Source organism: Streptomyces sp. NRRL WC-3742, assembly GCF_000720635.1.
Classification (GTDB): Bacteria; Actinomycetota; Actinomycetes; order Streptomycetales; family Streptomycetaceae; genus Kitasatospora.
Genome location: NZ_JOCF01000003.1, coordinates 1 through 25,977 on the forward strand (window position 1 = coordinate 1; position 25,977 = coordinate 25,977).

Consider the following 25,977-nt stretch of genomic DNA (forward strand, 5'->3'; position numbering starts at 1 on the left):
GGCGGGTGGGGCGCCGATGAGGGTGCGCAGGGCGTGGGGGTCGACCTTGCCGTTGGGGGTGAGGGGGAAGCGGTCGACGACGTGGACGGCGTTGGGCTGCTCGTAGTCGGCGAGGTGGGCGGTGAGGCGGCCGCGCCAGGCGGCGGGCGTGTCGCCGTCGGGGTCGGCGACGACGAAGTGGAGGCTGGCGCCGCGCCGGGGGTCGTCGACGGCCAGCACCTTGACGGGGCGTCCGCAGTTCTCGGCCTTGCGTTCCAGGTGCTCGGGATAGAGCGTGAACCCGAGCCGGTGCACGGCCCGGTTGCGCCCGGCGACGTGCAGGTTGCCCGACTCGTCGAGGCGGCCGAGGTCGCCGGTGGCGAACCAGGAGCCGGGGGCGACGGGGGTGAGGCTGCCGTCGGCGAGGAGGTAGCCCTCCATCAGGCCGGGGGAGCGGACCTCGATCTCGCCGAGCTCCCCGGGGACGGACCGCCGTCCGTCCGCGTGGGCGATGCGCAGGCCGAGGCCGGGCAGGGGGCGCCCGCAGCCGGCGGTGGAGTCCGGGGTGGCGAGGGCGACGTTGCCGAGTTCGGTGAGCCCGTAGCCGTCGAGCAGCGGGCCGCCCATGGTCTCGGCGAACGCCTGGGCCAGCAGCGGGGACAGCGGCGCGCCGCCGACGCCCCACAGCCGTACCGAGGCGAGGGCCGTGCGCAGCTCCGGGCGGTGGCGCACGATGCCCAGCAGCGCGTGGTAGGTCGAGGGGGAGGCGTCGACGGCGGTGGCCCGGGCCGCCGCGGTCTGGGTGACGGCCAGGTCGAGGCGCTGGTACGGGGTGACGAGCAGGGTGCAGCCGGCCAGCCACCACAGCAGGAGCACGGACAGCCCGTACTGGTGGGAGAACGGCAGCAGCGGGGAGAGGACGTCGTCCTCGCGGTAGCCCATGGCCTCGACGGTGCGGCGGGTGTTGTCCAGGACGGCGCGTCCGGACTTCACGATGCCCTTGGGACGGCCGGTGGTGCCGGAGGACCACAGCACGAGCGCGTCGTCGCGCCGGAGCCAGGTGTCCAGGTCGACCTCTCCCGCCACCGGCTCGCCGCCCAGGCCGTTGCGGTCGATCGCGCGCTCGGCGGGCAGGAACGGCACCGGGGTGCCGTCGCCCAACAGCCAGCGGACGCCGGCCTGTTCGGCGGCCGCGCGGCTGCCCTCGGCCGAGTCCCGGTGGTCGAGGGGGACGAGGGAGGCGTCCAGGTGCATCAGGGCGAGCAGCGCGATGACGTACTCGACGGAGTTGTCGCCCTGGACGAGGACGCGGTCCCCGGGGGCGACGCCGCGCTCGCGCAGGGCGAGGGCGGCGGCCAGGACGCGGCCGGTGAGCGCGTCTCCGGTGAGCCGGGTGGAGGCGTCGGCGAGGACGGGGGTGCGGGTCATGGACGGCTTCCTCCTGTGGGGGGACGGTTCGACGGGCCGCACTGCGGGCACGTCAGGCCCCGACCATGTGGTGGCCGCCGTCCACGTGCACGATCTCGCCGGTGGTGGCGGGGAACCAGTCGGACATCAGGGCCACGCAGGCACGGGCGACGGGCTCGGCGTCGGTCGCGTCCCAGCCGAGCGGCGCGGTCCTCGCCCAGTCGGCCTCGAACGCCTCGCCGCCCTCGCCGATGGCGCGGGCGGCGGTGGTGCGCAGCGGCCCGGCCGCGACGAGGTTGACCCGTACGGAGGCCGGGCCGAGGTCGCGGGCGAGGTAGCGGCCGGTGGCCTCCAGGGCGGCCTTGGCCACGCCCATCCAGTCGTAGCCGCTCCAGGTGCGCGAGGCGTCGAAGTCGAGGCCGACCATCGAGGCGCCGGGGCTCAGCAGGGGGCGGGTGGCGCGGGCGAGGGCCTGGAGGGAGTAGGCGGAGGTGTGGACGGCGGAGGCGACGTCGGCCCAGGGGGCGGTGAGGAAGCCACCGTCCAGGCAGCTGGCGGGGGCCCGGGCGACGGAGTGCAACAGTCCGTCGACGCGGTCGGTGTGGGCGGACAACTCCTCGGCGAGGGAGGCGAGTTGGCTCTCGTCGGTGACGTCGAGCGGGACCACCGGTGCGTCCTGCGGCAGCCGGCGGGCGATGCGGGCGACCAGCGTGGGGCGGCCGTAGGCGGTGAGGATCACCCGGGCGCCCTCGCGCTGGGCGAGGCGGGCGACCGCGAAGGCGATCGAGGCTTCGCTGAGGACACCGGTGACCACCACCGTCCGGCCGTCGAGCAGGCCGCTCATCGTTTCTCCCTCGGGTTCAGGTTCGGGGTGCGGGTTCGGCGCTGGGTCCCGTGCCGGGTCCTGTGCCGGGTTCTGCGGCTGGTTCCGTGCCGGGTTCCCTGCCGGGTTCCCTGCCGGGTTCTGTGCCAGGTCCGGGAACCGGGAGGCACCGGTGCACTTGCGTGCACCGGTGCCGGTTTCACAACTCACTACTCACTGGCAGTTGTTGCTGACGGTGCTGGTGGCCAGAGCGGTCTCCTCGGCCGGGGTCTCGAGACCCTGCAGGTCCAGGACGATGGACATGGTGTTTCCTCCCCTCCGGGGTGAAGTGGGGCGTGGACCAGTGCGGAGTTCAGCACTCACTGGCCACAGGCGTTGCTGACGGTGCTGGTGCCCAGAGCGGCCTCCTCGGCCGGGGTCTCCAGACCCTGAAGGTCGAGAACGATGGACATGCGAATCCCTCCTCTCCTGATCTCCGTAGGGGCGTGCAGCCGTACGAGCCGGGGCTCGTTCAGCAGCCGTTGCTGACGGTGCTGGCGACCAGGGCGGTCTCCTCGGCGGGGGTCTCGAGACCCTGCAGGTCCAGAACGATGGACATGGTGTTTCCTCCTTTCCGTGGTGTCGCAGGGGCGGGTGGTACCGGCCGCCGGGGCGGCCGGGGTTCAGGGGGCGGCGTGGCCTTCCGTCAGCTCGAGGCGAGGAAGGGCAGCACGTCGCGGCGGTGCCGGGTGGCGGCGGTGACGGCGAGCAGCATCCCGGCGTTGCCGGTGGCCAGGTCCATGGACAGGCGCCGCAACTGCTCGCCGGGGAAGGCGATCCGGCCCCGGTGGGCGAGGGCGTGCCAGTGGAGCCGGGCCAGGTGGCCGTCGATCGCGGTGCCGTGGCGTTCGCGGCCGAGGACGGCCAGCGTCAGGAGCAGGCCCGCCCGGCCGGCGAACAGGTGCGGTTCGACGGTGAAGTCGACCGTGGTGGCGCGGAGCAGGTCGGGCAGGGCCAGGGCGGTGCGCTCGTCGTCGCGGTGGGTGAGGAGCCGGTCGGCGGCCAGGGCGATGCCGGCGCTGCCGGTCTCCAGGTAGGGCAGGAGGCGGAAGCCGCCGTCCGCCTGGAGGGAGCCGTCGGGGGCGGTGCGGCACAGGTCGAGGTCGAGGTGCAGGGCGCGGGAGGCCAGGTCCAGGTGGTCGCGGCTGCCCGTGCGCTCGTACAGGTGGAGAAGGAACAGCGCGGGGCCGGACCAGCCGTGCAGGAGCCCGGCGCGGTGCCCGTGGCCGGGGCCGCCGGCGATGCCGGGCGCGGTGCCGGACCGGACGGCTGCGGCCACTTGGTCGGCCACCTCGTGCGCCCGCTCGAGCAGTCGGGGGCTGCCGGTGCGTTCGGCGAGGTCCAGCAGTCCGAGTCCGACGCCGGCCAGGCCGCCGTGGAGGGAGACGGTGCGCAGCCCGGCGACGGTGGGCCGGACGTCCTCGGCCAGGCGAAGGGCCTCCTCGGTGTGGCCGAAGGCGGCGAGGACGTGGGCGATGCCGTGTGCGCCGTCGTAGAAGCCGGGCCGGCGGGGCGGGGTGCGGCGCACCGCGTCCAGCAGCCACCGCTCGTGCTCGGCGTGGCGTCCGGCGCCGGCGCGTTCCAGGGCCCACAGGACGCCGGCCGCGCCGTGGGCGAAGTTGAGGCCGTCGGTGTGGAACTGGCGGACGTCGCCGGGGAAGAGACGGTCGGTCCGCTCGGGGGTGGCGGAGCCCAGGACGGCGTCGGCCATCGAGCGCAGGGCCGCGTCCCAGTCGACCCGGTCGCCGGTGAGGTCGGTGTCGGCCGCCTCGCGCAGTGCGGCGGGCCGGCGGTCGGGACCGGTGGGCGCGAGTCGGCGGCGCAGGGCGTCGAGGGCGCCGGGCCCGAGGTCGAACTGCTGCTCGGCGGCGTCGGCCAGGCGGGCGGCGCGGGGCGGGTCGAGCTCGAACAGCCCGGTGAGCGGGAGGAGCAGCCACAGGCGCAGGACGGCGAGGGCGTGGAGGTCGATGTCGGTGCCGCTGCGGTCCCCGGCGGTGAAGCCGGGGTGGCCGAGGCCGAGGCGGTGGGCCTGTTCCACGGGGGTGCTGAGCTCGAAGTCGATGAGGTGGACGCTGTTGTCCTCGTCGACCAGGATGTTGCCGGGGTGCAGGTCGCCGAAGACCAGGCCGCGGTCGTGGACGCCTGCCAGCAGCCGTTCGACCCGGTCGGCGAGCCGGCCGGCCCGCTCGGCGTAGGCGTGGCGGTCCTGGGGCGTCGAACCGGCCCTGACGAGTGGGTAGTTGGCGGCGAGCCAGGTCTGGAGCGGCTGGCCGGGCAGGTACTCGACGGCGAGGAACTCGTGCTCCCAGACCGTGACGTGCTCGTACAGCCGTGGGATGCCGGGCAGGCCGGCGAGGCGTTCCATGGCGTGGCGTTCGCGGGCGAGGCGGACGGTGGCGGTGTCGCCGCGGCCGTCGAGTCCGGCGTTGGGGCGGGCCTCCTTGAGGACGACCTGGCGCCCGTCGCCGTCCTTCGCCAGGTAGACGCCGCCCGCGTTGGAGAAGTGCAGGGCCCGTTCGACCCGGTAGGGGAAGGAGCCGCCGTCGTTGCGGGCGGCCATCGCCTCGGTGACGAAGCCGGGAGGGGTGACCCACTCGGGGACTTCGAAGACGGGGCGGCGCCGGTCGGGCACCAGGGTGCCGTCGGGGCGGGCGACGGCCAGGACGGGGGTGCCGTCCGGGCCGGGACAGTAGCGCGAGGCGAAGCCGCCGTAGCGCAGGTGCAGCGGGCCTTCGCCCCAGCGCAGGTCGGTGAGGATGTAGGGGCCGGGCTCCCCGTCGAGGAGTTTGCCGAGTTCCAGCAGGGTGGTGTGCAGCTGCTCCTCGTCGCCCGGGTAGATCGTGACGAGCTTGCCGCTGGCCGAGCGGGGGGCGTACTTGAGGCTGTGGGTGGCCAGCACCTTGTGACTGCGCAGGAACTTGTACGGCAGGCGGTACTCGGTGCAGTACTGCCGGGCGATGTCGACGACGTGCTCGGCGTTGGCGGGCAGCGCGGAGATGTGGATCTTCCAGCCCTGGTCGGGCATCCGGTGCCCGTCGGGGGTGTGGACGACCCAGACGTCCCGGTCGGTGCGCCGCCAGCCGGGCGCGGGCGGTTCGCCGGTGGCGGCGAAGTCGCTCTCGTCGGAGCCGTGTTGTCCGGCGAGGTCGTAGAAGACGGGGTCGGCCTGGCAGTACGCCTCGGCCGGCGGTCGGCTGATCATGCGTGGTCCTCCCAGCTGCGGACGACGAGGACCGCGTTGTGCCCGCCGAATCCGAAGGAGTTGCTCATGACCACCCGGGCGTCGATCTCGCGGGCGCGGTGCGGCACGTAGTCCAGCTCCCCGTCCTCGGGGTCGTCGCAGTTGAGGGTGGGCGGCACCAGGCCGGTGCGCAGGGTCTGCACGGCGGCGATCAGCTCGGCCGCCCCGGCGGCGCCGATCATGTGACCGGTCATCGACTTGAGGGAGCTGATCGGCACCCGGGGGGCGCGCTCGCCGAGCACCGTGCGGATCGCGGCGCTCTCGATCCGGTCGTTGAGCTCGGTGCCGGTGCCGTGGGCGGAGATGTGGTCCACCGCGTCCGGGCTCAGGCCGGCGTCGGCGAGGGCGGCGGTCATGGCGAGGGTGGCGGAGACGCCCTGCGGGTGCGGGTGGGTCGCGTGGTAGGTGTCGGTGCCGGCGCCGTAGCCGGCGAGTTCGGCGAGGACGGCGGCACCGCGGAGCCGGGCGTGCTCCTCGGCCTCCAGGACGACCACGCCGGCGCCGGCTCCCATGACGAATCCGTCGCGCGCCCGGTCGAAGGGGCGGCTGGCCAGTTCGGGGGAGTCGTCGCGGCGCGAGAGCGCACCGGAGTTGGCGGCGGCCGCCAGGTCGAGCGGGTTGATCGCGTCGTCGGCGCCGCCGGCGATGACCACGTCGGCGTAGCCGTGGCGGATCATCCGCATCGCCTCCCCGACGGAGGTGGCGCCGGTGGCGCAGGCGGTGACGGCGGTGGTGGAGGGCCCGTGGGCGCCGAAGCGCACCGCGATCTCCCCGGCCGCGCTGTCCAGCGAGCCGCCGGTGGCCAGGTAGGGGTTGATGCGCCGTCGGCCCTTGTGGTGCAGGGCCAGGATGGACGACTGCATCAGCCGGCCCGGCCCGTAGCCGGTCCCCATGGCCACCGCGGTGCGCTCGGGGCGCTCGCCGGCGTCCTTCAGGCCGGCCTGCGCCATCGCCTCCTGGGCGGCGGCGAGGGCGAACTGGGCGTAGGAGTCCAGGCGCCGGGCGACCCGGTTGGGCATGTGGGCCAGTGGGTCGAAGCCGGTCACCTGGCCGGCGAACCGGGTCGGCAGCAGGGCGGTGTCCAGCCCGGTGATGGCCTTCACCCCGTTGGTGCCGGCCGTCGCGGCGGCCCAGAACTCCTGGACGCTGTGCCCGATCGGCGAGATCACCCCGGTTCCGGTGATGACCACCCGGCGGGGCGCGGGATGTCTCCCGGTGTCCGCCATGCCGTACTCCTCCCCATGGAGAGCCTTCCGCAGCGGTGCTCCGCTGTCGTGACCAGAGCTTGCCCGATCTCGACAAGTGAGTCAAGAACCATGACTCAAGTCGAGGTTGCTTGACTCGAAGCCGGTCCGGTCGATCATTGACCGATGCTGATCGGGCCTGTTATTACTGGGAATCCGAGCAGTCATGAGTTTGACTCACATAGTCATGGGAGTAGAGATGAGTCGCTGGAGCACACTGCTGCTCGACGACGCGTCCCTCGGCGAGATGCCACAGCTGCCACTGGCCGACGTGGTGCGCCACGCCGACCTGGTCACCGCCCAGCAGCCGCAGCCGAGGGCCCTGTACGAGCGCTGGGAGAAGCAGCAGTGGTCGGCCCTGGCCATCGAACTCGAGCCCGACCGCGAGGACTTCGACCGGCGGCTGCCGAAGGCCCTGCGCACCGTCCTCGAGGAGTCCATCGCCACCTTCATCATCGGCGAGTACACCGGGCTCGACCTGCTCGCGCCCATCCTCACCGGCGCCCCCGAGGAGATCGACCACCTCTACCTGGGCACGCAGATCGCCGACGAGACCCGGCACACCCAGCTGATGCTGCGCCTGGGCGAGGAGGTCCTCGGATACGACCCGGACCCGGCCCGGATGCTCGTCCAGGCGTGGAACGCCGTCACGCCTCCGCACCGCGACCTCAGCCGGCTGGAGACCGAGGTCATCCGCGAGCTGCTCGAGCACCCCGGCGACTACCGCCGCTGGATCCGCGCGGTCGCCCTGTTCCACCTCGTCACCGAAGGCGTCCTCGCCCTCGTCGGCCAGCGCGCCATCGTCCGCTCGCTCCAGGGCACCCCGCTGCTCCAGGGCGTCAAGGCCGGCTTCACCGCGATGTGCCGCGACGAGTCACGCCACGTCAGCTACGGCCTGCACGCCCTGCGCGTCGGCGTCAAGGAGGGCTACGGCGACGACATCCGCGACATCATCGAACAGGCCGGCCCGATCGCGCTGCGCATCGGCGAGGGCGGCCAGGCCGAGGACTCCGTCGACAACGGCCCCAGCCTGCGCGACCTCGGCAGCGACAGCCTGCGCCGCCAACTGCGCCTGATCGGCATCGAGGACGCCTTCGCCGACCACGTCATCGGCCTCGCCCCCGTCACCGCCGCCCCCACTCCCACGTCCTGAGAAACCGTCCCAGAAGGAAGGCAGCACGCATGACCCGCGAAGAGATCGTCACCGCCCTGGCCGAGATCCTCAACGAGGTGGCCGACACCGACCCGGCCCTGGTCACCGAGGACAAGTCCTTCGTCGAGGACCTGGACGTCGACTCCCTCGCCATGGTCGAGGTGATCGTCGCCGCCGAGGAGCGCTTCGACATCCAGCTCCCCGAGGAGGAACTCAAGGAGCTCCGGCTGGTGTCCGACGTCGTCGTGCGCATCGAGAAGCAGCTCCAGCCCGCCTGATCCCCCCGTCGCGTCCGGCCGGCCAGTACACCCCCTGGCCGGCCGGACCCATTCCAGGAGCACCCATGACCGAAGCCACCGCGGTCCGCCGGGCCGTCCGCTCGCTGTTCGACCCCCGCGGCTGCCCCGACCCCTACCCGCACTACGCCGTGCTGCGCACGCACGCCCCGGCCCTGCGCCTCCCGGACGGCCGCATCCTGCTCAGCCGTCACGCCGAGTGCGACCGGGTGCTCCGCAACCCGGCCTTCCGGGTCGAGGACGAGCAGTGGATGGACGCCAACCTGCCCGGGGCCGGCGAACACCCGGCCGTCCACTCGCTGATGGCCGAGATGGTCAACTGCAACCCGCCGCACCACGAACGCCTGCGCCGGCTGGTCGGCACCGCGTTCAGCCCGCGCCGGATCGCCGAACTGCGCCCCGCCGTCACCGCCCTGGTCGACTCCCTCCTCGACCGGCTGGCGGCCGGAGCGGGCGCGGGCGCGGCGGTGGACTTCATGAGCGGCTTCGCGCTGCCGCTGCCGATCACCGTCATCGGCGAACTGCTCGGCCTGCCCGAGGCGGACCGGGCCTGGTTCGCGCCGCGCGTGGAGGCCGTCACCCGGGCCATCGAGCAGGACCTCACCGGGGAGGCCCTGAAAACCGCCGACCGCGCCGTCGAGGAACTCTGGGAACGCCTGGGCGACCTCGTCGAACAGCGCCGCCGGGACCCCCGCCCCGACCTCGTCTCCACCCTGATCGCCGCCCGCGAGGCCGACGGCGACCGCCTCAGCCGGCGCGAACTGCTCGCCAACCTCGTCCTGTTGTACTCGGCCGGCTACGAGACCACCAGCAACCTGCTCGGCAACGGCCTGGCCACCCTCCTCTCCCGGCCCGAGCTGCTGGCCCGGCTGCGCGCCGAGAGCGGGCGCATCGGCCCCTGGGTGGAGGAGATGCTCCGCCACACCCCGCCGATCACCCTCGCCTCCCGCTGGGCCGCCGAGGACACCGAACTCGCGGGCGTGCCCCTGCGGCGCGGCGCCGAGGTCCTGCTGCTGCTCGGCAGCGCCAACCGCGACGAGAGCCGCTACCCGGACCCGGACCGCTTCGACCCCGACCGCCCCGTCGCCGCCAACCTCGCCTTCGGCGCGGGCGCCCACTACTGCCTGGGCGCCGTGCTGGCCCGGATGGAGGCCGAGATCGCCTTCCCCGCGCTGCTGGCCCGCTTCCCCGACATCGCCCTCGCCCAACTGCCCGAGCGGCGCCAGGGGTTCGGCGCGCTGAACGGGTTCGCCGAACTGCCGCTGCTGCTGGGCACCCGGTGACCCGGCCCACCCGGAGCACGTCCGGCCCCACCGCTGCCCGCGCAGCGGTGGGGCCGGACGTGCACGTGAGGTAGCAGGTGCGTCAGACCTCGGACCCGGCCTTGGCCTTCTTCTTCCTGCGCGGGAAGAACGTGTAGGACCACGACCAGATGGTGTCGATGATCCAGATCGTCAGCCAGACCCGCCCGATCCACATCCACACGCCGCGCTGCTCGGGGTCGATCGGCCGGCCGGTCGCCCAGTGCACCAGCCACGAGCGCCCGACGGCCCACAACACCGCCTGGACGACGACGAAGGCGACCGTGTGGAACAGCCAGTCCCGCCGCTCCTTGCTCGCGTGCGCCTTCGCCTCGGCCTTCTCCTCAGCGCTCAGCTCGTCCCATGCCATGGCTCCACTCCCTCTCTTCCACGCGGCCGTCCCCTTCCGGCAGCCGCAACACTCGTACGGCGAACGGCGCCGCCGTGGCACAGGCGGCGGCCGCGCCGGCCGCCACCGCGCAGGCCCAGCCCCAGCCCCGCCACTCGTAGACCGCGCCCATGAGCACCGGCCCGGCCAGGACCCCGGCCAGCCGCGCGCTCTCGTACAGCCCCATCGCCCGGCCCACCCGCGCCCCGCCGGCGGCGGCCACCGTCGCCTGCTCCACCGGCAGCTGCGCCGAGAAGCAGGCCGCGGCCAGCGCCCACAGCACCGCGATCACCACCGGGCCGGAGGCCGCCCCCAGCGCGCCCGCGAACACGGCCGAGGCGACGAACGCGACGGTCATCGTGCGGGTGCGCCCCAGCCGGTCGGTCACCAGGTGCGCGTACTTCGGCACCAGGACGAACACCGCGAACCCGGGCGCGAACACCCAGGCGATCTGCACCGGCTGGAGGCCCAGGTCGCGCTGCAGGCGCAGCAGCAGGAGCATCCACAGGCCGGCCTCCGCCCCCGCCGTGACGGCGGTCGCCGACATCAGCGGCAGCAGCCGGCGCAGCGGCGCCGCCTCCCCGGAGGGGGAGACGGCCGCGACGTCACCGGCGTTCGCCGACCGGGGCCCGGATCGCGCACCGGCCACGAGCAGCACGCACGCGATGGCGCAGGCCGCGCTGCTCAGCCCGAACAGCAGCGGGTAGCCGCCGTCGTCCAGGGCCGAGAACGCGACCAGGTAGCCGATGAACGCCCCCTCGCCGGAGGCCGCCAGCAGGCTGCCGTACGCGGCGGAGCCGGCGTCGGAGAGGTGGCGGCCGGTCCAGGTGTCCAGCGAGACCCAGAACAGGGCCCCGCCCGCACCGCCCACCGCGGCCGCCGCGAACGCCAGGGGCAGTGACGGGGCCAGCGCGTACCCGGCGAAGGACACCGCGTACAGCCCGGCGCCCACCGCGGCGATGCGCCGCGGGTCCAGCCGGTCCGCGAGCTCGCCCGCCAGCGGACGCACCAGGAGCGACAGCGCCGCCTCCACGGCGATCAGCGCACCGATCGCCGTGGGCCCGGCCTTCAGCGCGGAGCCGGCCCACAGCGGCAGCAGGAAGTCCAGCACCTCGGCCGACGCCCCGGCCAGGGCGACGGCCGAGCGGACGGTGCGGCCGATCCGCTCGGCGATCTCGCCGGGGTCAGCGCTGTGAGCGCTCACGGAGCCACCACGGCGGTGTCGCGCGACCCTGCCAGGGCGAGCTTGGGGGAGACCACCCTGGTCCGGAACGTCGTGTTGGTGATCCGGGCGAACATGTTCCGCGGGCCGGGGATCCACACCTCCTCGGTGCCGGCGGCGCGCAGGCCGTCCACCACCGTGCGCCAGTGCACCGGGGTGGTCCAGCCGTCCAGGAGGTCGTGCTTGATCTCCTCCGGATCCGTCAGCAGCCGGCCGTCCACGTCCGACACCAGCGGTATCCGCGCCTCGTGCCACGGCACCGTGCCGTACACCTCCTCCAGCAGCCGCGCCCGCAGCGGCGCCACCGCCGAGCAGTGCTCGGCCCGGTTCATGGTGTAGAAGGGGAAGCCGCCCTCCTCCCGCACCCGCCGTTCGAAGCGCTCCAGCGCGGGCAGCGAGCCGGAGACGGCGTGCACCGCCTCGTCCAGCACCACCGAGAGCTCCAACCAGCCCTCCTCGTCCCGGGCCTGCGCGAGCAGCCGCTCGACCGTCTCGTACGGCAGCCGGTAGAAGAAGTGGCAGCCGAGGGGCTCGGCCAGGTTCTCGAAGTAGTCCCGCTCCACCACCACGCTGCGCCGGATCAGCTCCAGGCTCTCGGGGTAACTCAGCACCCCCGCCCGGACGGTGGCCATGAACGCCCCGAAGCTCTGCCCGCCGCACACGGAGGGCGCCACCCCGTACTCCCGCTCGGCCCACTCCGCCAGCGCGAGGGTGACGGCCATGAACCCGGCCTCGTACACCTCCCAGTCGTAGATCGCCGCGTCGCGGTACGCCTCGATGAGGCGGTAGCCCAGCACCTCGTCGGCCTGCGCGAAGTACCGCCGCGCCCGCTGGTCGCGGGCCACGAACTCGGCGACGGCGTCGTACCTGGTGGGGATGAGCCCTGGGAAGAACAGTGCCACGGACATGCGTCACCCCTGGTTCGTCTGCTGCTGGGCCGGTGCCGGGAAGTCTCCGTCCGGCTCGTCCACGCCCGGCGGGCGGTCGCTCAGGCTCACGGCCGCCTCGACGACGGCGCTGCGCCCGGCGGTGCACTCGGCCCAGGCGGAGGCGAGCGCCTCGCCGAGCTCCTCCGCGCGCTCGACGCGCCGGTACCACAGGCCGAGGTCGCGGGCCTGGCCCGCGGTGCCGGTGGCGCGGCCGGGGACGGCGAACTCGAAGCCGGGGTCGGGCCCGCAGACGCGGTCCAGGTTCGCCTGGAGCCAGCCGTACCCGCCGTTGTCGAGCACGACGTACAGCACCGGCGCCGGGACGCCGACCAGCGTGGGCAGTTCGCCGCGGAAGATGTTGAACGCGCCGTCGCCGGCCAGCGCCACCACCGGCCGCCCGGGCGCGGCCAGCGCCGCACCGAGCGCTGCGGCGGCGCCGAAGCCGAGCGGTGTCTGCTCGCTGGGGACGATCGAGCCGCCGGCCGAGCGGCAGGTCCAGTGCGGGTAGAAGTACGACCACATGTCCTGGAGGCCGTTCTCCTGCACCAGGATCCGGTCCTCCGGCACCGCCCGGTCGACCGCCTCCAGCACCTGCGCGACCGTCACCGCCCCTTCGGGGACGGCCAGTCGGGCCTCCTCGGCGCGCTTGGAGGCGGCCTCGAACAGCTCGGTGCGCGCCTCCCGCACCAGTTCCGCCCAGTCGCGGGCGCCGGGGCGGGCGGCCAGGGCCGCGGTCCAGCCGGCCACCGTACGGGCCACGTCGCCCAGGACGTTCAGACCGGGTGAGGCGGTGACCACCGAGTCCTCGCCCGCGACCACCTGGATCACCGGCAGGGCGCCGCGCTCGGGCCAGCCGAAGGTCGCGGTCTCCTCCAGCCGGCTGCCGAGCGCCACCACGAGGTCCGCCCGGTGCCACAGCCGGGCCACCGGCTCCTGCGCGTACAGGCCCGCGACCCCGCAGTACAGCGGGTGGTCCTCGGAGACGGTGCCGCGCCCGGAGGCGGTCACGAAGACCGGGGCGCCCAGCAGTTCGGCGAGGCGCTCGATCGCGCCGTCCCCGTTGCGGTGCCGCGCTCCGCCGCCCACCAGCAGCAGCGGCCGGCGAGCCGCCGCGATCCGCTCGGCGCTCGCGCGCAGCACGTCCTCGTCGGGGCCCAGCCGCTGCGGCCGGGAGTCGCGCCAGGCGGCGGGGCGGGGGACGGTCTGCGGGCCGACCTGCTCGGCGATCTCCAGGTAGACCGGGCCCGGGGTGCCGTTGACGGCCGCCGCCACCGCCCGCTCCAGGGCGGCGGGCAACTGCTCCGGGCGGTCGACCCGTTCGGCCCGCTTGACGAAGGGGCGGACCGCGCTCAGCTGGTCCAGCTCCTGGAAGGCCCCGGTGCCGAGGCTCTCCAGCGCGGTGCCGCCCGCCAGCAGGACGACCGGGGCGGCGGCGCTGCGGGCCTCCAGCAGCCCGGTCAGCGTGTTGGTCAGGGCCGGGCCCTTGCCGACCACGCACACGGCCGGCCCGCCCCGGGCCAGGGCGTGGCCGGTGGCCATGTACAGGGCGTTGCGCTGGTCCCGGCAGAGCACCACGGTGGTGTCGGTGTCCTTCAGCGCGGCGAGGAGGTCCATGTCGTCGCCGGGCAGGCCGAAGACGGTGTTCACCCCGAGGTGGGCGAGGTGGTCCGCGACGGCGAACCAGGCGCCGGGGTACGGGGGTCGGACGTCGGGGCGGTGGGTCACGGTCGGCCTTCCGGGAGGTGCTCGGCGACTGCCTTGGAGATCAGGATCGGTTCGACCCACTGATCGGAGCCGTCGGTGATGTAGTTCGCCTGCCGCCCGTAGCCGCCGAAGGGCGCGTTGCCGTCGTCGACGGCGAGCAGGGTGGTGTCGGTGGTCACGGTGGTCCGTCGGGCGAGGGCCCTGACGAGGTCGGGGGCGTGGCCGTAGACGGTGGAGCCCAGGGCCCGCTCGGTGAACATGCCGGTGGTCAGGACGGCGGCGAGGGACAGCTCGTCCCGGTAGGGCGTCAGGTTGAAGACGGGGGCGAAGAACTCCGGCACCTGGGTGCGCGGGGTGGCCGGCGGACCGAGGACCACGGCCGGGTCCACCCGGCGGTCGGCGAAGTCCACCGCGCCGCCGTGCACGATCCGCTCCCGGTGCCGGGCCAGGAACAGCGCCGCCTCCTCCAGCGCGCCCTCGTAGAACAGCGGGCCGTAGTCGGCGTCCGGCTCGGTGTACGGGCCGTGGCGCAGGCCCTTGAGCTCGGTGACCAGGGCGTCCAGGAACGGGGTCAGCAGGCTCTCGTGCACGCACAGCAGGTCCGGGCCCAGGCAGTCCTGGCCGGCGTTCAGCAGCCGGATCTCCACCACGTCGCGGGCGGCCCGGGCCAGGTCGGCGCCGGGGGCGACCACGAAGGGGTTGACGCCCGAGCCCAGGAACAGGAACAGCTGCCCGGGGGCGAGCTGGGAGCGGACCTGCTCGGCGTTGCGGTAGGCCCCGGTGAAGACGACCACGTCAGCGCGCAGGGCCTCCTCCTCCAGGAAGTCCCGCTGGCTGGTGGTGGCCAGTTCGACCGGCAGGCCGTGCACCGGCGCGAGCATCGCGTGCAGCCGCGCCATCTGGTCCTTGACCTGGCTGGACGGGCGGAACACCAGGCGGCGGGTGTAGAGCGAGGGGACGAGGAGGTAGAGCACGTAGGAGTAGAGGATCAGGTTGGACGGCATGAAGACCGCGGAGCGCGAGACCTCATGCGGGCGGTGGCGGGCCACCTCGGCGTCGGCGCCGTCCAGGGTGGCGAGGGCCGCTTCCACCTCGTAACCGGCGGCCCGATGAGTGGAAATCTCGCAGAGCAGTGCGCGTACTTGCTCGGCATGGTCGGCCAGGAAGTCGCGGACCTGGCGCAGCGCCGCCGACCGTGCGGAGACGGTGGTCATGCATCCCTCCTCAAACTGGGGTCCATGGTGAGTCAGAGTCAAGTAAGAGTCATCGATTGTCAAGGGGAGTCATGAAGCGGCGCCGGGCCTCCCAGCGTCCGGATCGACCGGGAGCGCCAGCAGGCCGCGACCACCAGCAGGTAGCAGCCGGCGATCGCCAGTACCGTCCCGCGCAGCCCCAGCCAGCCCAGGGCCAGGACCGCGGCCGACGCCCCCAGGGGCACGGCGGCCATCCCGACGGTGTCCACGGCCGAGGCCACCCGGCCGAACAGCGGTGCCGGAACGCCGTTCTGCAGGGCGCTCGCGCGGATCGGGCCCACCGGGGCGGCCACCGCGCCGAGCAGTCCGAGCAGGGCGCAGGAGGCGGCCAGTCCCGGCAGGGCGGCCAGGGAGGCGATCAGCAGTCCGACGGCCAGGCCGGAGCCCAGCAGTGCGGAGCGGTGGGCGATGCGGTGGCCGAGTGCGGCGTAGCCCACCGTGCCCGCGAGCATCCCGACGCCGAAGGAGGTGAGCAGCGCCCCGAAGGCGAGCGGGGTGCCCAGCTGCTGGAAGGCGTAGGTGACCAGGACGACTCCGGACAGGCCGCTGTCCAGGGCGTTGAACGCGGTGCCCGCGCCGGCCAGCGTGCGCAGCAGCCGGTGGCTCCACAAGGTCCGCAGGCCGGTGGTGAGTTCGGACAGGTAGGCGCGGGGGCCGGTGCTCCTTCCGGTGTCCGTACGGGTGGCTCCGGTGTCCGGGCGGGTGGTGTCCGGGCGGGGGATGCCGAACGCGATGGCGGCGCCCGCGAGCAGGCAGCCGGCCGCGTCCGCCGCCAGTACCCCGTCCGTGCCCACGAGGACGGCGAGCGCCCCGCCGAGCGGCACACCGAACAGCTGGGCGCCCTGGTGCACCCCGGCGAGCAGGGAGTTCGCCCGCTCCAGCGGCATGCCCGCCGTGCCGGCCAGGCCCGGGACCATCCCGCTGACCGCCGCCACTCCCGGCACCTCCAGGATCGTGGCCGCCGCCATCAGGCCGATCAGGAGGGGGAAGTCCAGCCGGTCGAGGTGGTGCAGGAGCGGCACCAGGGCCGCGGCCGCGCCACCGGACAGGTACGCGGTCACCGCCATCCGCCGGAATCCCCACCGGTCCACCAGGGGCCCCGCCAGTACTCCGGCCAGCCCGGAGGTGACCGCGCCCACCGCCAGCAGCACGCCGGTGCGTGCGGGGCTGCCGGTGGTCTGCAGGACGAACCAGGGCACGGCGGTGATCATCATCGCCTCGCCCAGGGAGCCGATCAGCACGGCCGCGAGCAAGGTGTGGATACCGCGACGTCGGATCAAGGGTGATGACATCTGAGTCATGGATAATTACATTACCTTGACTCAAGCTGGGAGAAGGCTGAAAAGCACGGATGACTGACTTGAGAATTCGGTAGACTCCGCAGTCACAGTTCTTTGCTGCCCATCCGATGGCGTCCCCTTCGAACACCAGCGAGCGATGACCTTGATCGTGAACCAGCCAGAATTCGGCAGGCGGGTGCGGGACATTCGCCGCGCGCGTGGTCTCTCCCAGGCGGACCTCTCCAGTGAGACCGTCTCCGCCAGCTACATCTCGCTGGTCGAGAGCGGACGCCGCAGCCCCAGCGCCCGCGCCGTCAAGGCCATCGCCGCCCAACTCGGCGTCCCCCTCGACGAGCTCACCGCCCCGGCCCCCCCGCCCGCCCCCACCCGGCTGCGCCTGGTGGGCCGTCTGGTGTCCGCCCGGGCGCACCAGCTCGCGGGCGACTGGGTGCGCGCCAGGGACGAACTCCAGCTCGCCCTGGCCCAGGCCGACGCGGACCCCGACGCCGTCGAGGCCCGCTGGGAGGTCCGTTGGGAGCTGGCGGCCTGCCACGCCCACCTCGAGGAGCGCGACGCCGCTCTGGCCGTTCTCGACCGGCTCCTGGACGACCCGCTCACGGACGCCGCCCCCCTGCTGCGTGCCAGGGTCCTCGACCAGTGCGCCCGCGCCCTGCGCCGCGCCGACCGCCCGGCCGAGGCCGCGCGCCGGGCCGAACAGGCCGTCGCCGCCCTCGCCGAGGCCGACGCGCCCGTCGCGGCGAGCACCGAGGTTCTCGCGAACCTCGTCATGGCCCACCTGGAGGCCGACGACGAGCAACGCGCCGAGGAACGCGCCGAGGAGCTCTCGTCCGCCCTGTCGGACCCCGGCGACGACCTGCCGGCGCACCCGCGCGTCAACGCCCTGTGGGCGCTCGCCGGTGTGCACTACCTGGCCGCCCGCCCGGACCGGGCCCTGGAACTCCTCGACCGCGCCGATGCCCTGCTCGGCTCGGACGACGAGATCCGGCTGCGCACCCGGCTCGTCCGTGCCCGCGCCCTGGCGGCGATCGCCGCCGGCCGGAGCGAGGACGCCTCCCTGCTGGTCGGTCAGCTGAGCGCGGTCGTGGCCCTGCTGGGCTCGCCGGCCGAACGCACCGTCCAGGCCGCGCTGGAGGCGCTCGCGGTACTGTCCCGCGGCGGCGAGGGCCCGACGGCCGAGGCGACCTCCGCCATCGCCCCCGACACCCCGGGCCTGGCGCCCGTGGAGCAGGCGTGGATCACGGTCGTGCGGGCCCGGGCCCACCGCGCCGCCGGGCGCGCCGCCGAGGCCGAGGCGGACTACCGGGCCGCCGCCGACCACTACGAGCGGACCGGCGCCTACCGGTCGGCGATGCGGGTCTGGCGGGAGCTCAGCGCGGACGGGAAGCCCGCCGGCCCCGAGGCGGTGCCGCTCGCGCTGTTCCTGCCCTGAGCCCGGTACGGCTGGGCGGGCGCGGTGGGCCGGGCGGACGCGATGGCCAGGGCGGACGCGGTGTATGGGCCCTGTCCGGGCGATCTTGCCGGGCGCGCGACGCCGGATCATCCCGCCTGGAACCACGGCCGAACCGCCCGAGTACGTCCAGTACGAGGACGGTCCGGCCGCACGCCCGGCCGCACGCCCGACGCCGCGCGCTGATCCGACAGGATCGCTCGGACGGGCCCTCGGGCGGCCGGGGGCGCGCCCGAGCCTCATGACCGGCCGTCCTCGATGTCGTCCCAGTGCCAGCTGCGCACGCCGTCGATCCGTTCCGAGGTCGCCGCGGCCGCCGCGATGCCCGGCCGCGCCGTGAGGTCCCGGACGTAGGCCACCGCGGGCGAGCCGGTGGGGGCCCAGTGCGACGCCGCCCGCGGCACCACCGGCAGCGCCACCTTGCCGTCGCGCCCGTCCGCCAGCACCTCCGTCTCGGACGCCGCCGCCAAGGGGCCGCCACCCAGGCGCAGGGCGGCCTCCTTGCGGGTCCAGAGCCGGGTCAGCCGTTCGCAGGCCAGCTTCCCGGGTGCCTCGGTCACCCAGGTGCTCTCCGTTGATGTGAGCGCTAACAAGTCAGCGCTGCTCCAGCAGTGCAGGATTTCCTGGAGACTCAGCGCCACGGTCATGTCCCTGGCCAGCGCCACGGTCAGCCGCCCGCTGTCGAAGCACACGGCCAGCCCCAGCGGCCAGCCGTCCAGCCGCGGCCGCCCCAGCGGATCCCGGCCGAGCGGCACGTCCTGCTGTGCGATTCCGAGCATCCGTCCGATCATCCGGCGCACCGCCCGCAGGGCCTCCGGCGACCCTCGGTCCACCGTCGTCCGCCCCGCCCACGCCACATGCAGCCACCGATGGGCCGGCGTACTGCCCGAGAGGACGTCGACGGCCACCACCCCGTTGTTCAGTCCCAAACCAATTCCCTGTTGATCGCTGCCCGATCGGGACCCAGGACCTCCGTACCCCCCATGGACACGTTGTCTGCTGCCGAAGCGGGGGTCCCGTTGTGTGGTTGGGATCCCTTCCGGTTCGGCCATAAGGGTACCTTACTGTTCATTGTCAACTGGCTCTGATCTTGAGTACACCCGCCGATCGGAGGGGGGTGGACCCCGCCAACCAGCGCCATACGAAGGTGAGATGGCGCCCCGTCAATCGGCGGGCGGACGGCGGGCGCGCTGAAGCCCCGTCGGGGCGGGGGCCGAGGGATCGAGGAGCCCGGAGAGTTCCGGTGTCGAGTCGAAGGGCGGGCTCAGGACCTCCTCGCCGCATGCCGGGCGAGCGGCCGGTCGGCCGTGACCGCCGGAACCGGGACGCAGCCGCGCGGGATCGGTCACGCGTGTGCCGGTGCGTTGAGTGAGCGATCACATGCCGGGCGTCAATCACCGTGCGTGGTGCCGCGTTCGCCGGGTCGTCGGCCGGGCGTCACTCGGGGGTGTGGCCCGGACGCGACGGGGGAAGGGCGTGGGGAGCAACGCGATCATGGTTACGGCTTCAACCTTTGACGGGGTCACGCATTGGCAGTCGGGGCACCTCCGGGAGCGTCAACATGCCGCAATGGCCAGGTGTCGAACGGCCGAAGGGCTGGTAGGAAGGGGAGCTGCCCGTTGCACCGAGGGTGACGAATTGGCCTGGACCTGGTCGCGTACTGTGGTCCACAATCTTGAGGAGGGGGACTGCAGTGGGAACCGACAGCACCGGGACGGAACAGCGCCAGCCCGTCATGGCGGACGTGGCGAAACTGGCGGGTGTGTCCCACCAAACGGTGTCCCGGGTGCTCAACGGCGCCCCGCACGTCAAGCCCGACACCCGGGACCGCGTCCTGGCGGCCATAAGGGAGCTCGACTACCGGCCCAACTCCGCGGCCCGCGCCCTGGTCACCCGCCGCTCGCAGGCGCTCGGTGTCGTCAGCTTCGACTCGACCCTCTACGGCCCGGCCTCGATGCTGGACGGCATCGAGCGGGCCGCGCGCAGCGCCGGGTACTTCGTGACCGTGACCAGCCTGCGCTCCCTGGACGGCCGTTCGGTCCAGGAGGCCGTCGACCGGCTGCGGGACCAGGGGGTGGAGGGCGTCGTGGTGATCGCGCCGCAGACCTCCGCCGTCAGCGCGGTGGCACGCCTCTCCAGTTCCGTGCCGCTGGTCGCGGTCGGGTCGGGCTCCCAGACGCGGGTGCCCATGGTGTCGGTGGGCAACCGCTACGGCGCCGGCGAGGCCACCGGGCACCTGATCGACCTCGGGCACCGGACCGTGCACCACGTGGCGGGCCCGGCCAACTGGCTGGAGAGCCAGGACCGGGAGTACGGCTGGCACGTCACGCTGCGGGCGGCCGGATGCCCGGTGCCGGAGGTGGAGCGCGGCGACTGGAGCGCCCGCTCGGGCTACCAGGCGGGGCTGCGGCTCGCCCGGCTGCGCGATGTCACCGCCGTCTTCTGCGCCAACGACCACATGGCCCTCGGCCTGCTGCGGGCCCTCCACGAGGCCGGCCGGGCAGTCCCGGAGGAGATCAGCGTGATCGGCTTCGACGACATTCCGGAGGCCGCGTACTTCACCCCGCCGCTGACCACGGTGCGGCAGGACTTCGGCGAACTCGGCAGACGGGCCCTGGAACTGCTCGTCGCCGAGCTGGAGGGCGGTGCGCACTCCTCCCCGGCCCAGGTGGAGATCAGCCCGGAGCTGGTGCTTCGGCGCAGCGTGGGCCCGGTCCTGGGCCGCTGAGCCGATTCGGCGCGCGGTCCCCGGGCGCCGGTTCCGCAGGCGGACCGATGATGCCTGCCCTCTCCCTTGACACGTCCTTTGTTAGCGCTAACAATCTCCGTGAGCGTTAACAGAAACGCTCCCCCCACCCCGCCGGCCGGGCCACCGCATCCCGCTTCCGTGAGCCCGGCCGACGGTTCCGCGTTCCGCCGCCTCATGAGGGAGAGGCGGCGGAATGAAGCCTGTCGCCGGTGCGGACCGCCCTGCCCCGGCTGAGGACCGTACCGGCGACAGACGTTCGACGCAGACCCCTCCCACGAAGGATGAGCACGTGACCGTGACCCCTCCCGCCCACGACACCGACCGGTACGTCGTCGGCGTCGACTTCGGCACCCTCTCCGGCCGCGCAGTGGTCGTCCGGGTCAGGGACGGCGAGGAAGTGGGCACCGCCGTCCACGAGTACCCGCACGCCGTGATCGAGAGCGAACTGCCCGGCACCGGCCGACAGCTCCCGCCCGACTGGGCGCTCCAGCACCCGGCGGACTGGCGCGAGGTGCTGCGCACCGCCGTCCCGGCCGCCCTCGTCGCCGCCGGTGTCGACCCCGCCCAGGTCATCGGCATCGCCACCGACTTCACCGCCTGCACCGTCCTGCCCGTGCTCGCGGACGGCACCCCGCTCTCCGAGACGGACACCTGGGCCGCCCGCCCGCACGCCTGGCCCAAGCTCTGGAAGCACCACTCCGCGCAGCCCCAGGCGGACCGGATCAACGCCCTGGCCCACGCCCGCGGCGAGAAGTGGATCTCCCGCTACGGCGGGAAGATCTCCGCCGAGTGGCAGTACGCCAAGGCGCTCCAGGTGCTGGAGGAGGACCCGGCCGTCTACGCCGCCTGCGAGCGCTGGATCGAGGCCGCCGACTGGATCGTCTGGCAGCTCACCGGCGCCGAGAGCCGCAACACCTGCACCGCCGGGTACAAGGGCATCCACCAGGACGGCAGTTACCCGAGCGAGGACTACCTCGCCGCGCTCCACCCGGAGTTCGCCGACTTCGCCCGCACCCGCCTGGAGCACCCGCTCTCCCCGCTCGGCAGCAAGGTCGGCACCCTCACCGCGCAGGCCGCGCAGTGGACGGGCCTGCCCGAGGGCATCGCGGTCGCCGCCGGAAACGTCGACGCGCACGTGGCCGCACCCGCCGCCCGGGCCGTCGAGGACGGCCAGCTCCTCGCCATCATGGGCACGTCCACCTGTCACGTCGTCAACGGCGCCACGCTCGCCGACGTCCCCGGCATCTGCGGCGTGGTCGAGAACGGCATCGTCACCGGTTCCTACGGCTACGAGGCCGGCCAGAGCGCCGTCGGCGACATCTTCGCCTGGTGGCTGCGCCAGGGCGTGCCGGCCGAGTACCTGGCCGAGGCCGAGGCGAACGGCGAGGACCTGCACCGGCTGCTCACCCGCAAGGTCGCCGACCAACCCGTGGGCGCCCACGGCCTGGTGGCCCTCGACTGGATGAACGGCAACCGTTCCACCCTGGTCGACCACCACCTGTCCGGCGTGATCGTCGGGCTCACCCTCTCCACCCGCCCCGAGGAGATCTACCGCGCCCTGCTGGAGGCCACCGCCTTCGGCACCCGCGTCATCGTCGAGGCCCTGGAGCAGGGCGGGGTCCCCGTCACCGAGTTCATCGTCACCGGCGGCCTCAAGAAGAACGCCCTGCTGATGCAGATCTACGCCGACGTGCTGCGCCGCCCGGTCTCGGTGGCCGAGTCCGAGCAGGGCCCGGCGCTCGGCTCGGCGATCCACGCCGCCGTCGCCGCCGGAGCCCACCCGGACGTACGGACCGCGGCCGCCGCCATGGGCCGGGTGCACCAGGGGGCCTACCAGCCCGACGGGGCGAACGCCGACACCTACGACCGGCTCTTCGCCGAGTACCGCGCCCTGCACGACCACTTCGGCCTCGGCGCCGACAAGCTCCTGCACCGTCTGCGCGACATCCGCAACACCGCGCTCACCACCCTTTCCACTCCTACCGCCCCGGCCACCCCCACGACGTCGAGCGAGGTTCTGTGAACGCGACCATCGACCTCATCCGCCGCCAGGTCAGCGACCTCCACGGGGAACTGGTCCGCTACAACCTGGTGGTCTGGACCGCAGGCAACGTCTCCGCCCGCGTCCCCGGCGAGGACCTCCTGGTCATCAAGCCCAGCGGCGTCTCCTACGACGAACTGTCGCCCGGGAACATGATCGTGTGCGATCTCGACGGCAACGTCGTCGAGGGCGAGCACGCGCCCTCCTCCGACACGGCCGCGCACGCCTACGTCTACCGCAACATGCCCGAGGTCGGCGGCGTGGTGCACACCCACTCCACCTACGCCTGCGCCTGGGCGGCCCGCGGCGAGGCCGTCCCCTGCGTGCTCACCGCGATGGCCGACGAGTTCGGCGCCGAGATCCCCGTCGGCCCGTTCGCCCTGATCGGCGACGACTCGATCGGCCGCGGCATCGTGGACACCCTCAAGGGCCACCGCTCGCCTGCCGTCCTGATGCAGAACCACGGTGTCTTCACCGTCGGCAAGGACGCCAAGGCGGCGGTCAAGGCGGCCGTGATGTGCGAGGACGTGGCCCGCACCGTCCACCTCTCCCGCCAGCTCGGCGAACCGCTGCCGATCGCGCAGGCGGACATCGACAGTCTCAACTTCCGTTACCAGAACGTCTACGGCCAGCCCCAGGGCCGGTGAGGAGCCACCCCATGACCAAGCCACTCGAAGGCCGCGAGGTCTGGTTCCTGACCGGCAGCCAGGGCCTGTACGGCGAGGAGACCCTGCGCCAGGTCGCCGAGCAGTCCCGACGGATCGCCGAGGCCCTGAACCGCGACGCCGCCGTCCCGGTGGAGGTCGTCTGGAAGCCCGTCCTCACGGACGCGAGCGCCATCCGCCGGATCTGCCTGGAGGCGAACTCCGCGGACGACTGCATCGGCCTGATCGCCTGGATGCACACCTTCTCCCCGGCCAAGATGTGGATCGCGGGCCTCGACGCCCTGCAGAAGCCGCTGCTGCACCTGCACACCCAGGCCAACGTCGAACTGCCCTGGGCCTCCATCGACATGGACTTCATGAACCTGAACCAGGCCGCCCACGGCGACCGCGAGTTCGGCTACATCCAGTCCCGCCTCGGCGTCGCCCGCAAGACCGTCGCCGGACACGTCAGCGACCCGGCCGTGTCCGCCCGGATCGCCACCTGGGCCCGCGCCGCCGCGGGCCGCGCCGAACTGCGCAGCCTCAAGCTCGCCCGCTTCGGCGACAACATGCGCGACGTCGCCGTCACCGAGGGCGACAAGGTCGAGGCCCAGCGCCGCTTCGGCGTCTCCGTCAACACCTACGGCGTCAACGACCTGGTCGCCGCGGTGGACGCGACCGAGGACGGCGAGGTCAGCGCACTGGTCAAGGAGTACGAGGAGGTCTACCGCCTCGCCCCCGAACTGCGGGCCGGCGGCGAGCGCCACGAGTCGCTGCGCTACGCGGCGCGCATCGAGCTCGGCCTGCGCGGCTTCCTCGAGCAGGGCGGCTTCAAGGCGTTCACCTCCAACTTCGAGGACCTCGGCGGGCTCCGCCAGCTGCCCGGCCTCGCCGTGCAGCGGCTGATGGCCGACGGCTACGGGTTCGGCGGCGAGGGCGACTGGAAGACCGCCACCCTGCTGCGCACCCTCAAGGTGGTCTCGGGCGGACTGGCCGGGGGCACCTCCTTCATGGAGGACTACACCTACCACCTGGAGTTCGGCCGCGAGCTGATCCTCGGCGCGCACATGCTGGAGGTCTGCCCGAGCATCGCCGCCGGCACCCCCTCCTGCGAGATCCACCCGCTGTCCATCGGCGGGCGGGAGGACCCGGTGCGTCTGGTCTTCGACGCCGCGCCCGGCCCGGCCGTCGTGGTCGGCCTCGCGGACCTCGGCGACCGCTTCCGGCTGGTCGCCAACGAGGTGGACCTGGTCACGGCGCCGGCGGACCTGCCCAACCTGCCCGTCGCCCGGGCCGTCTGGAAGCCGCGCCCGGACTTCCACACCTCCACCGAGGCGTGGCTGACGGCCGGAGGGCCGCATCACACCGTGCTCTCCGCCGCGGTCGGCACCGAGGAACTCGACGACCTCGCCGAGATGCTGGCGGTGGAGCTCCTGGTGATCGACGACGACACCAGGATCCGCCAGTTCACCAAGGAACTGCGCTGGAACCAGGCTTACCACCGGCTGGCCCAGGGGCTGTGAGTTCCGTGTCCGGAATCGACGACGCCCGCCGGCCCGGCGGGCGTCGCGCCGTTTCAGGGCCGGCCGCAGCGCCGACCGCGAAGCCGGCTGCGGAGCCGTCGTCCGCGCCGTCGTCCGCGCCCTTGTCAACGCCCCTCGAGGTGGCCCTTGCCGCACCCCTCTTCCTGGAACCGTCGATCGGAGAGCAGCCCGTGTCCGCAGAGGTCCTCGTTTCCCCCGGCGACCTGATGGCGGCCCAGGAGAACGCCGCAGCCCTGCCGGACGGCCGGCGCGTCACCCGCTGGACGTTCGGCTCCCGCAACGGGGTGACGGCCGAGGTGCTCAGCCTGGGCGCCCGCCTCCAGGCCGTGACCGTGCCGGACCGCGACGGGCAGCGGGCCAATGTCGTCCTCGCCGGGGCCAGCCTCGAGGACCTCCTCGGTGAGGCGTCGTACTTCGGGGCGACCGTCGGCCGCTACGCCAACCGGATCGCGGGCGGCGTGCTCCCCCTCGACGGCGAGACGCACCAGTTGGCCACCCAGCCCGGCGGACACCTCCTGCACGGTGGCCCGGACGGCTTCGCCACCCGGCTCTGGGACGGCGTCCCGGTCCGGGCGGACGGGCGGGTCGGCGTCAGGTTCCGTCTGCGCAGCCCCGCCGGGGACCAGGGGTTCCCGGGAACCGTCACCGCCGCGGTGACGTACCTGCTCGACGCCCACGGTGAGCTCTCGATCACCTACCAGGCGGCCACGGACGCCCCGACGGTCGTCAACCTCACCAACCACGCGTACTTCAACCTGGCCGGCGAGGGCAGCGGATCGGTGCTCGACCACCAGTTGCGCGTCGAGGCCGCCGGCTACCTCCCGGTGGACCGGGAGCTGATACCGCTCGGCCCGGTCGAGCCCGTCGACGGCACGCCCTTCGACCTCCGCCGGGCCCGCAGGATCGGGGCCTGCATCACCGGGGCGGCACACCCCCAGCTGCGGGCGGCCGGATTCGGCTTCGACCACAACTGGGTGCTCGACGGCTCCGGACTCCGGCGGGCCGCGGTGCTGAGCCACCCGGCGAGCGGCCGCCAGGTCGAGTGCCTCACCACGGAGCCGGGGCTCCAGGTCTACACCGGGAACCACTTCGACGGCGCGGTGACCGGCCCCTCCGGCCACGGGTACACCACGTACGCGGGTGTCGCGCTGGAGACCCAGCACTTCCCGAACTCGCCCAACCGGCCCGACTACCCCTCCACCGTGCTCCGGCCGGGGGAGAGGTACCGGTCGAGGACGGTGTACCGCTTCTCGGCGGAGTAGCGGCCGCCGG

General features: G+C 73.6%; 23 protein-coding genes. 9 read left to right on the plus strand and 14 right to left on the minus strand.

Features of this window, described 5'->3' with window-relative positions; genetic code table 11:
• The 7 genes from IH61_RS0102510 to fabF all read right to left on the minus strand — a co-directional run.
• On the minus strand, positions 1–1,407 hold a 1,407-nt coding region (locus tag IH61_RS0102510), incomplete at its 3' end, for a class I adenylate-forming enzyme family protein (RefSeq protein WP_031064189.1).
• A gap of 52 nt (positions 1,408–1,459) precedes the next feature.
• Complete coding sequence (gene fabI, locus IH61_RS0102515) at positions 1,460–2,230, minus strand: enoyl-ACP reductase FabI (protein ID WP_031064192.1); 771 nt, start codon at positions 2,228–2,230, stop codon at positions 1,460–1,462.
• A gap of 192 nt (positions 2,231–2,422) precedes the next feature.
• Entirely contained in the window at positions 2,423–2,512 is a 90-nt protein-coding gene (locus IH61_RS47595) for a class III lanthipeptide (protein ID WP_199823255.1), read from the minus strand.
• A gap of 56 nt (positions 2,513–2,568) precedes the next feature.
• Positions 2,569–2,661 carry a class III lanthipeptide gene (locus tag IH61_RS45520; RefSeq protein ID WP_107057019.1) on the minus strand — a complete coding sequence of 31 codons (93 nt, stop codon included), beginning with the start codon at positions 2,659–2,661 and terminating at the stop codon, positions 2,569–2,571.
• Positions 2,662–2,720: 59 nt separating this feature from the next.
• The gene (locus IH61_RS50130) at positions 2,721–2,807 is read right to left on the minus strand and encodes a class III lanthipeptide (protein WP_199823261.1); all 87 of its coding nucleotides are present in this window, start codon (positions 2,805–2,807) and stop codon (positions 2,721–2,723) included.
• 87 nt (positions 2,808–2,894) lie between these two features.
• Positions 2,895–5,450, minus strand: a complete 2,556-nt coding sequence (gene lanKC, locus IH61_RS0102535; protein WP_031064194.1) for a class III lanthionine synthetase LanKC — start codon at positions 5,448–5,450, stop codon at positions 2,895–2,897.
• On the minus strand, positions 5,447–6,715 hold the full coding sequence (gene fabF, locus IH61_RS0102540) for a beta-ketoacyl-ACP synthase II (protein WP_031064196.1): 1,269 nt from the start codon (positions 6,713–6,715) through the stop codon (positions 5,447–5,449). The genes lanKC and fabF overlap by 4 nt, the downstream gene beginning before the upstream one ends.
• Positions 6,716–6,932: 217 nt before the next feature.
• Here fabF and IH61_RS0102545 point away from each other — a divergent pair, with 217 nt between their 5' ends.
• From IH61_RS0102545 to IH61_RS0102555, 3 genes are all read left to right on the plus strand, one after another.
• Positions 6,933–7,886 (plus strand): ribonucleotide-diphosphate reductase subunit beta, encoded by a 954-nt coding sequence (locus IH61_RS0102545; RefSeq protein ID WP_031064198.1) that lies wholly within the window; start codon positions 6,933–6,935, stop codon positions 7,884–7,886.
• Positions 7,887–7,915: 29 nt separating this feature from the next.
• On the plus strand, positions 7,916–8,164 hold the full coding sequence (locus IH61_RS0102550; RefSeq protein ID WP_031064200.1) for an acyl carrier protein: 249 nt from the start codon (positions 7,916–7,918) through the stop codon (positions 8,162–8,164).
• A gap of 65 nt (positions 8,165–8,229) precedes the next feature.
• Positions 8,230–9,465 carry a cytochrome P450 gene (locus tag IH61_RS0102555; RefSeq protein ID WP_031064201.1) on the plus strand — a complete coding sequence of 412 codons (1,236 nt, stop codon included), beginning with the start codon at positions 8,230–8,232 and terminating at the stop codon, positions 9,463–9,465.
• An 82-nt stretch (positions 9,466–9,547) separates the two neighbouring features.
• On the opposite strand, the gene IH61_RS47605 is transcribed toward IH61_RS0102555, so the two are convergent.
• Genes IH61_RS47605 through IH61_RS0102580 form a run of 6 tightly spaced genes read right to left on the minus strand, consistent with a single transcriptional unit; the run spans position 9,548 to position 16,259 of the window.
• Positions 9,548–9,853 (minus strand): hypothetical protein, encoded by a 306-nt coding sequence (locus tag IH61_RS47605; RefSeq protein WP_051836139.1) that lies wholly within the window; start codon positions 9,851–9,853, stop codon positions 9,548–9,550.
• Positions 9,828–11,075, minus strand: a complete 1,248-nt coding sequence (locus IH61_RS40245; RefSeq protein ID WP_051836140.1) for an MFS transporter — start codon at positions 11,073–11,075, stop codon at positions 9,828–9,830. The genes IH61_RS47605 and IH61_RS40245 overlap by 26 nt, the downstream gene beginning before the upstream one ends.
• A complete protein-coding gene (locus tag IH61_RS0102565; RefSeq protein WP_051836141.1) occupies positions 11,072–12,001 on the minus strand; it encodes an ACP S-malonyltransferase in 930 nt (309 codons plus the stop codon). Before IH61_RS0102565 ends, IH61_RS40245 begins: the two co-directional genes overlap by 4 nt.
• A 3-nt stretch (positions 12,002–12,004) precedes the next feature.
• Positions 12,005–13,747, minus strand: coding sequence for a thiamine pyrophosphate-binding protein (locus IH61_RS0102570; protein WP_031064204.1), 1,743 nt, complete (start codon positions 13,745–13,747; stop codon positions 12,005–12,007).
• Positions 13,744–14,940, minus strand: coding sequence for an aldehyde dehydrogenase family protein (locus IH61_RS0102575; RefSeq protein WP_031064206.1), 1,197 nt, complete (start codon positions 14,938–14,940; stop codon positions 13,744–13,746). Before IH61_RS0102575 ends, IH61_RS0102570 begins: the two co-directional genes overlap by 4 nt.
• A gap of 59 nt (positions 14,941–14,999) precedes the next feature.
• Positions 15,000–16,259, minus strand: a complete 1,260-nt coding sequence (locus IH61_RS0102580) for an MFS transporter (RefSeq protein ID WP_158844552.1) — start codon at positions 16,257–16,259, stop codon at positions 15,000–15,002.
• Between the two features lie 157 nt (positions 16,260–16,416).
• On the opposite strand from IH61_RS0102580, the gene IH61_RS0102585 reads away from it, so the two are divergent.
• On the plus strand, positions 16,417–17,709 hold the full coding sequence (locus IH61_RS0102585; RefSeq protein ID WP_051836142.1) for a helix-turn-helix domain-containing protein: 1,293 nt from the start codon (positions 16,417–16,419) through the stop codon (positions 17,707–17,709).
• 257 nt (positions 17,710–17,966) lie between these two features.
• Here the strand turns inward: IH61_RS0102585 and IH61_RS0102590 are convergent, their stop codons facing one another.
• Positions 17,967–18,656, minus strand: coding sequence for a hypothetical protein (locus tag IH61_RS0102590; protein WP_158844555.1), 690 nt, complete (start codon positions 18,654–18,656; stop codon positions 17,967–17,969).
• Positions 18,657–19,462: 806 nt separating this feature from the next.
• Between IH61_RS0102590 and IH61_RS0102595 the strand changes: the two genes are divergently transcribed.
• From IH61_RS0102595 to IH61_RS0102615, 5 genes are all read left to right on the plus strand, one after another.
• A complete protein-coding gene (locus IH61_RS0102595) occupies positions 19,463–20,455 on the plus strand; it encodes a LacI family DNA-binding transcriptional regulator (protein WP_051836185.1) in 993 nt (330 codons plus the stop codon).
• Positions 20,456–20,765: 310 nt separating this feature from the next.
• Positions 20,766–22,499: a ribulokinase gene (locus IH61_RS0102600; RefSeq protein ID WP_051836143.1), complete on the plus strand. Its 1,734-nt coding sequence runs from the start codon at positions 20,766–20,768 to the stop codon at positions 22,497–22,499.
• The gene (locus tag IH61_RS0102605) at positions 22,496–23,164 is read left to right on the plus strand and encodes an L-ribulose-5-phosphate 4-epimerase (RefSeq protein ID WP_031064217.1); all 669 of its coding nucleotides are present in this window, start codon (positions 22,496–22,498) and stop codon (positions 23,162–23,164) included. The genes IH61_RS0102600 and IH61_RS0102605 overlap by 4 nt, the downstream gene beginning before the upstream one ends.
• Positions 23,165–23,175: 11 nt before the next feature.
• Positions 23,176–24,684, plus strand: coding sequence for an L-arabinose isomerase (gene araA, locus IH61_RS0102610; RefSeq protein ID WP_031064220.1), 1,509 nt, complete (start codon positions 23,176–23,178; stop codon positions 24,682–24,684).
• Between the two features lie 227 nt (positions 24,685–24,911).
• Positions 24,912–25,967 carry an aldose epimerase family protein gene (locus IH61_RS0102615; RefSeq protein ID WP_051836186.1) on the plus strand — a complete coding sequence of 352 codons (1,056 nt, stop codon included), beginning with the start codon at positions 24,912–24,914 and terminating at the stop codon, positions 25,965–25,967.
• Positions 25,968–25,977: the final 10 nt, after the last annotated feature.

What these genes read in the sequence shown, in the direction of transcription:
- IH61_RS50130 (WP_199823261.1), bottom strand. Translation starts at nt 2,807, where the DNA reads ATGTCCATCGTTCTGGACCTGCAGGGTCTCGAGACCCCCGCCGAGGAG.
- IH61_RS0102575 (WP_031064206.1), bottom strand. Translation starts at nt 14,940, where the DNA reads ATGACCACCGTCTCCGCACGGTCGGCGGCGCTGCGCCAGGTCCGCGAC.
- IH61_RS0102595 (WP_051836185.1), top strand. Translation starts at nt 19,463, where the DNA reads ATGGCGGACGTGGCGAAACTGGCGGGTGTGTCCCACCAAACGGTGTCC.
- IH61_RS0102555 (WP_031064201.1), top strand. Translation starts at nt 8,230, where the DNA reads ATGACCGAAGCCACCGCGGTCCGCCGGGCCGTCCGCTCGCTGTTCGAC.
- fabF (WP_031064196.1), bottom strand. Translation starts at nt 6,715, where the DNA reads ATGGCGGACACCGGGAGACATCCCGCGCCCCGCCGGGTGGTCATCACC.
- lanKC (WP_031064194.1), bottom strand. Translation starts at nt 5,450, where the DNA reads ATGATCAGCCGACCGCCGGCCGAGGCGTACTGCCAGGCCGACCCCGTC.
- IH61_RS0102615 (WP_051836186.1), top strand. Translation starts at nt 24,912, where the DNA reads ATGGCGGCCCAGGAGAACGCCGCAGCCCTGCCGGACGGCCGGCGCGTC.
- fabI (WP_031064192.1), bottom strand. Translation starts at nt 2,230, where the DNA reads ATGAGCGGCCTGCTCGACGGCCGGACGGTGGTGGTCACCGGTGTCCTC.
- IH61_RS0102545 (WP_031064198.1), top strand. Translation starts at nt 6,933, where the DNA reads ATGAGTCGCTGGAGCACACTGCTGCTCGACGACGCGTCCCTCGGCGAG.
- IH61_RS47605 (WP_051836139.1), bottom strand. Translation starts at nt 9,853, where the DNA reads ATGGCATGGGACGAGCTGAGCGCTGAGGAGAAGGCCGAGGCGAAGGCG.
- IH61_RS0102585 (WP_051836142.1), top strand. Translation starts at nt 16,417, where the DNA reads ATGACCTTGATCGTGAACCAGCCAGAATTCGGCAGGCGGGTGCGGGAC.
- IH61_RS47595 (WP_199823255.1), bottom strand. Translation starts at nt 2,512, where the DNA reads ATGTCCATCGTCCTGGACCTGCAGGGTCTCGAGACCCCGGCCGAGGAG.
- IH61_RS45520 (WP_107057019.1), bottom strand. Translation starts at nt 2,661, where the DNA reads ATGTCCATCGTTCTCGACCTTCAGGGTCTGGAGACCCCGGCCGAGGAG.
- IH61_RS0102550 (WP_031064200.1), top strand. Translation starts at nt 7,916, where the DNA reads ATGACCCGCGAAGAGATCGTCACCGCCCTGGCCGAGATCCTCAACGAG.
- araA (WP_031064220.1), top strand. Translation starts at nt 23,176, where the DNA reads ATGACCAAGCCACTCGAAGGCCGCGAGGTCTGGTTCCTGACCGGCAGC.
- IH61_RS0102565 (WP_051836141.1), bottom strand. Translation starts at nt 12,001, where the DNA reads ATGTCCGTGGCACTGTTCTTCCCAGGGCTCATCCCCACCAGGTACGAC.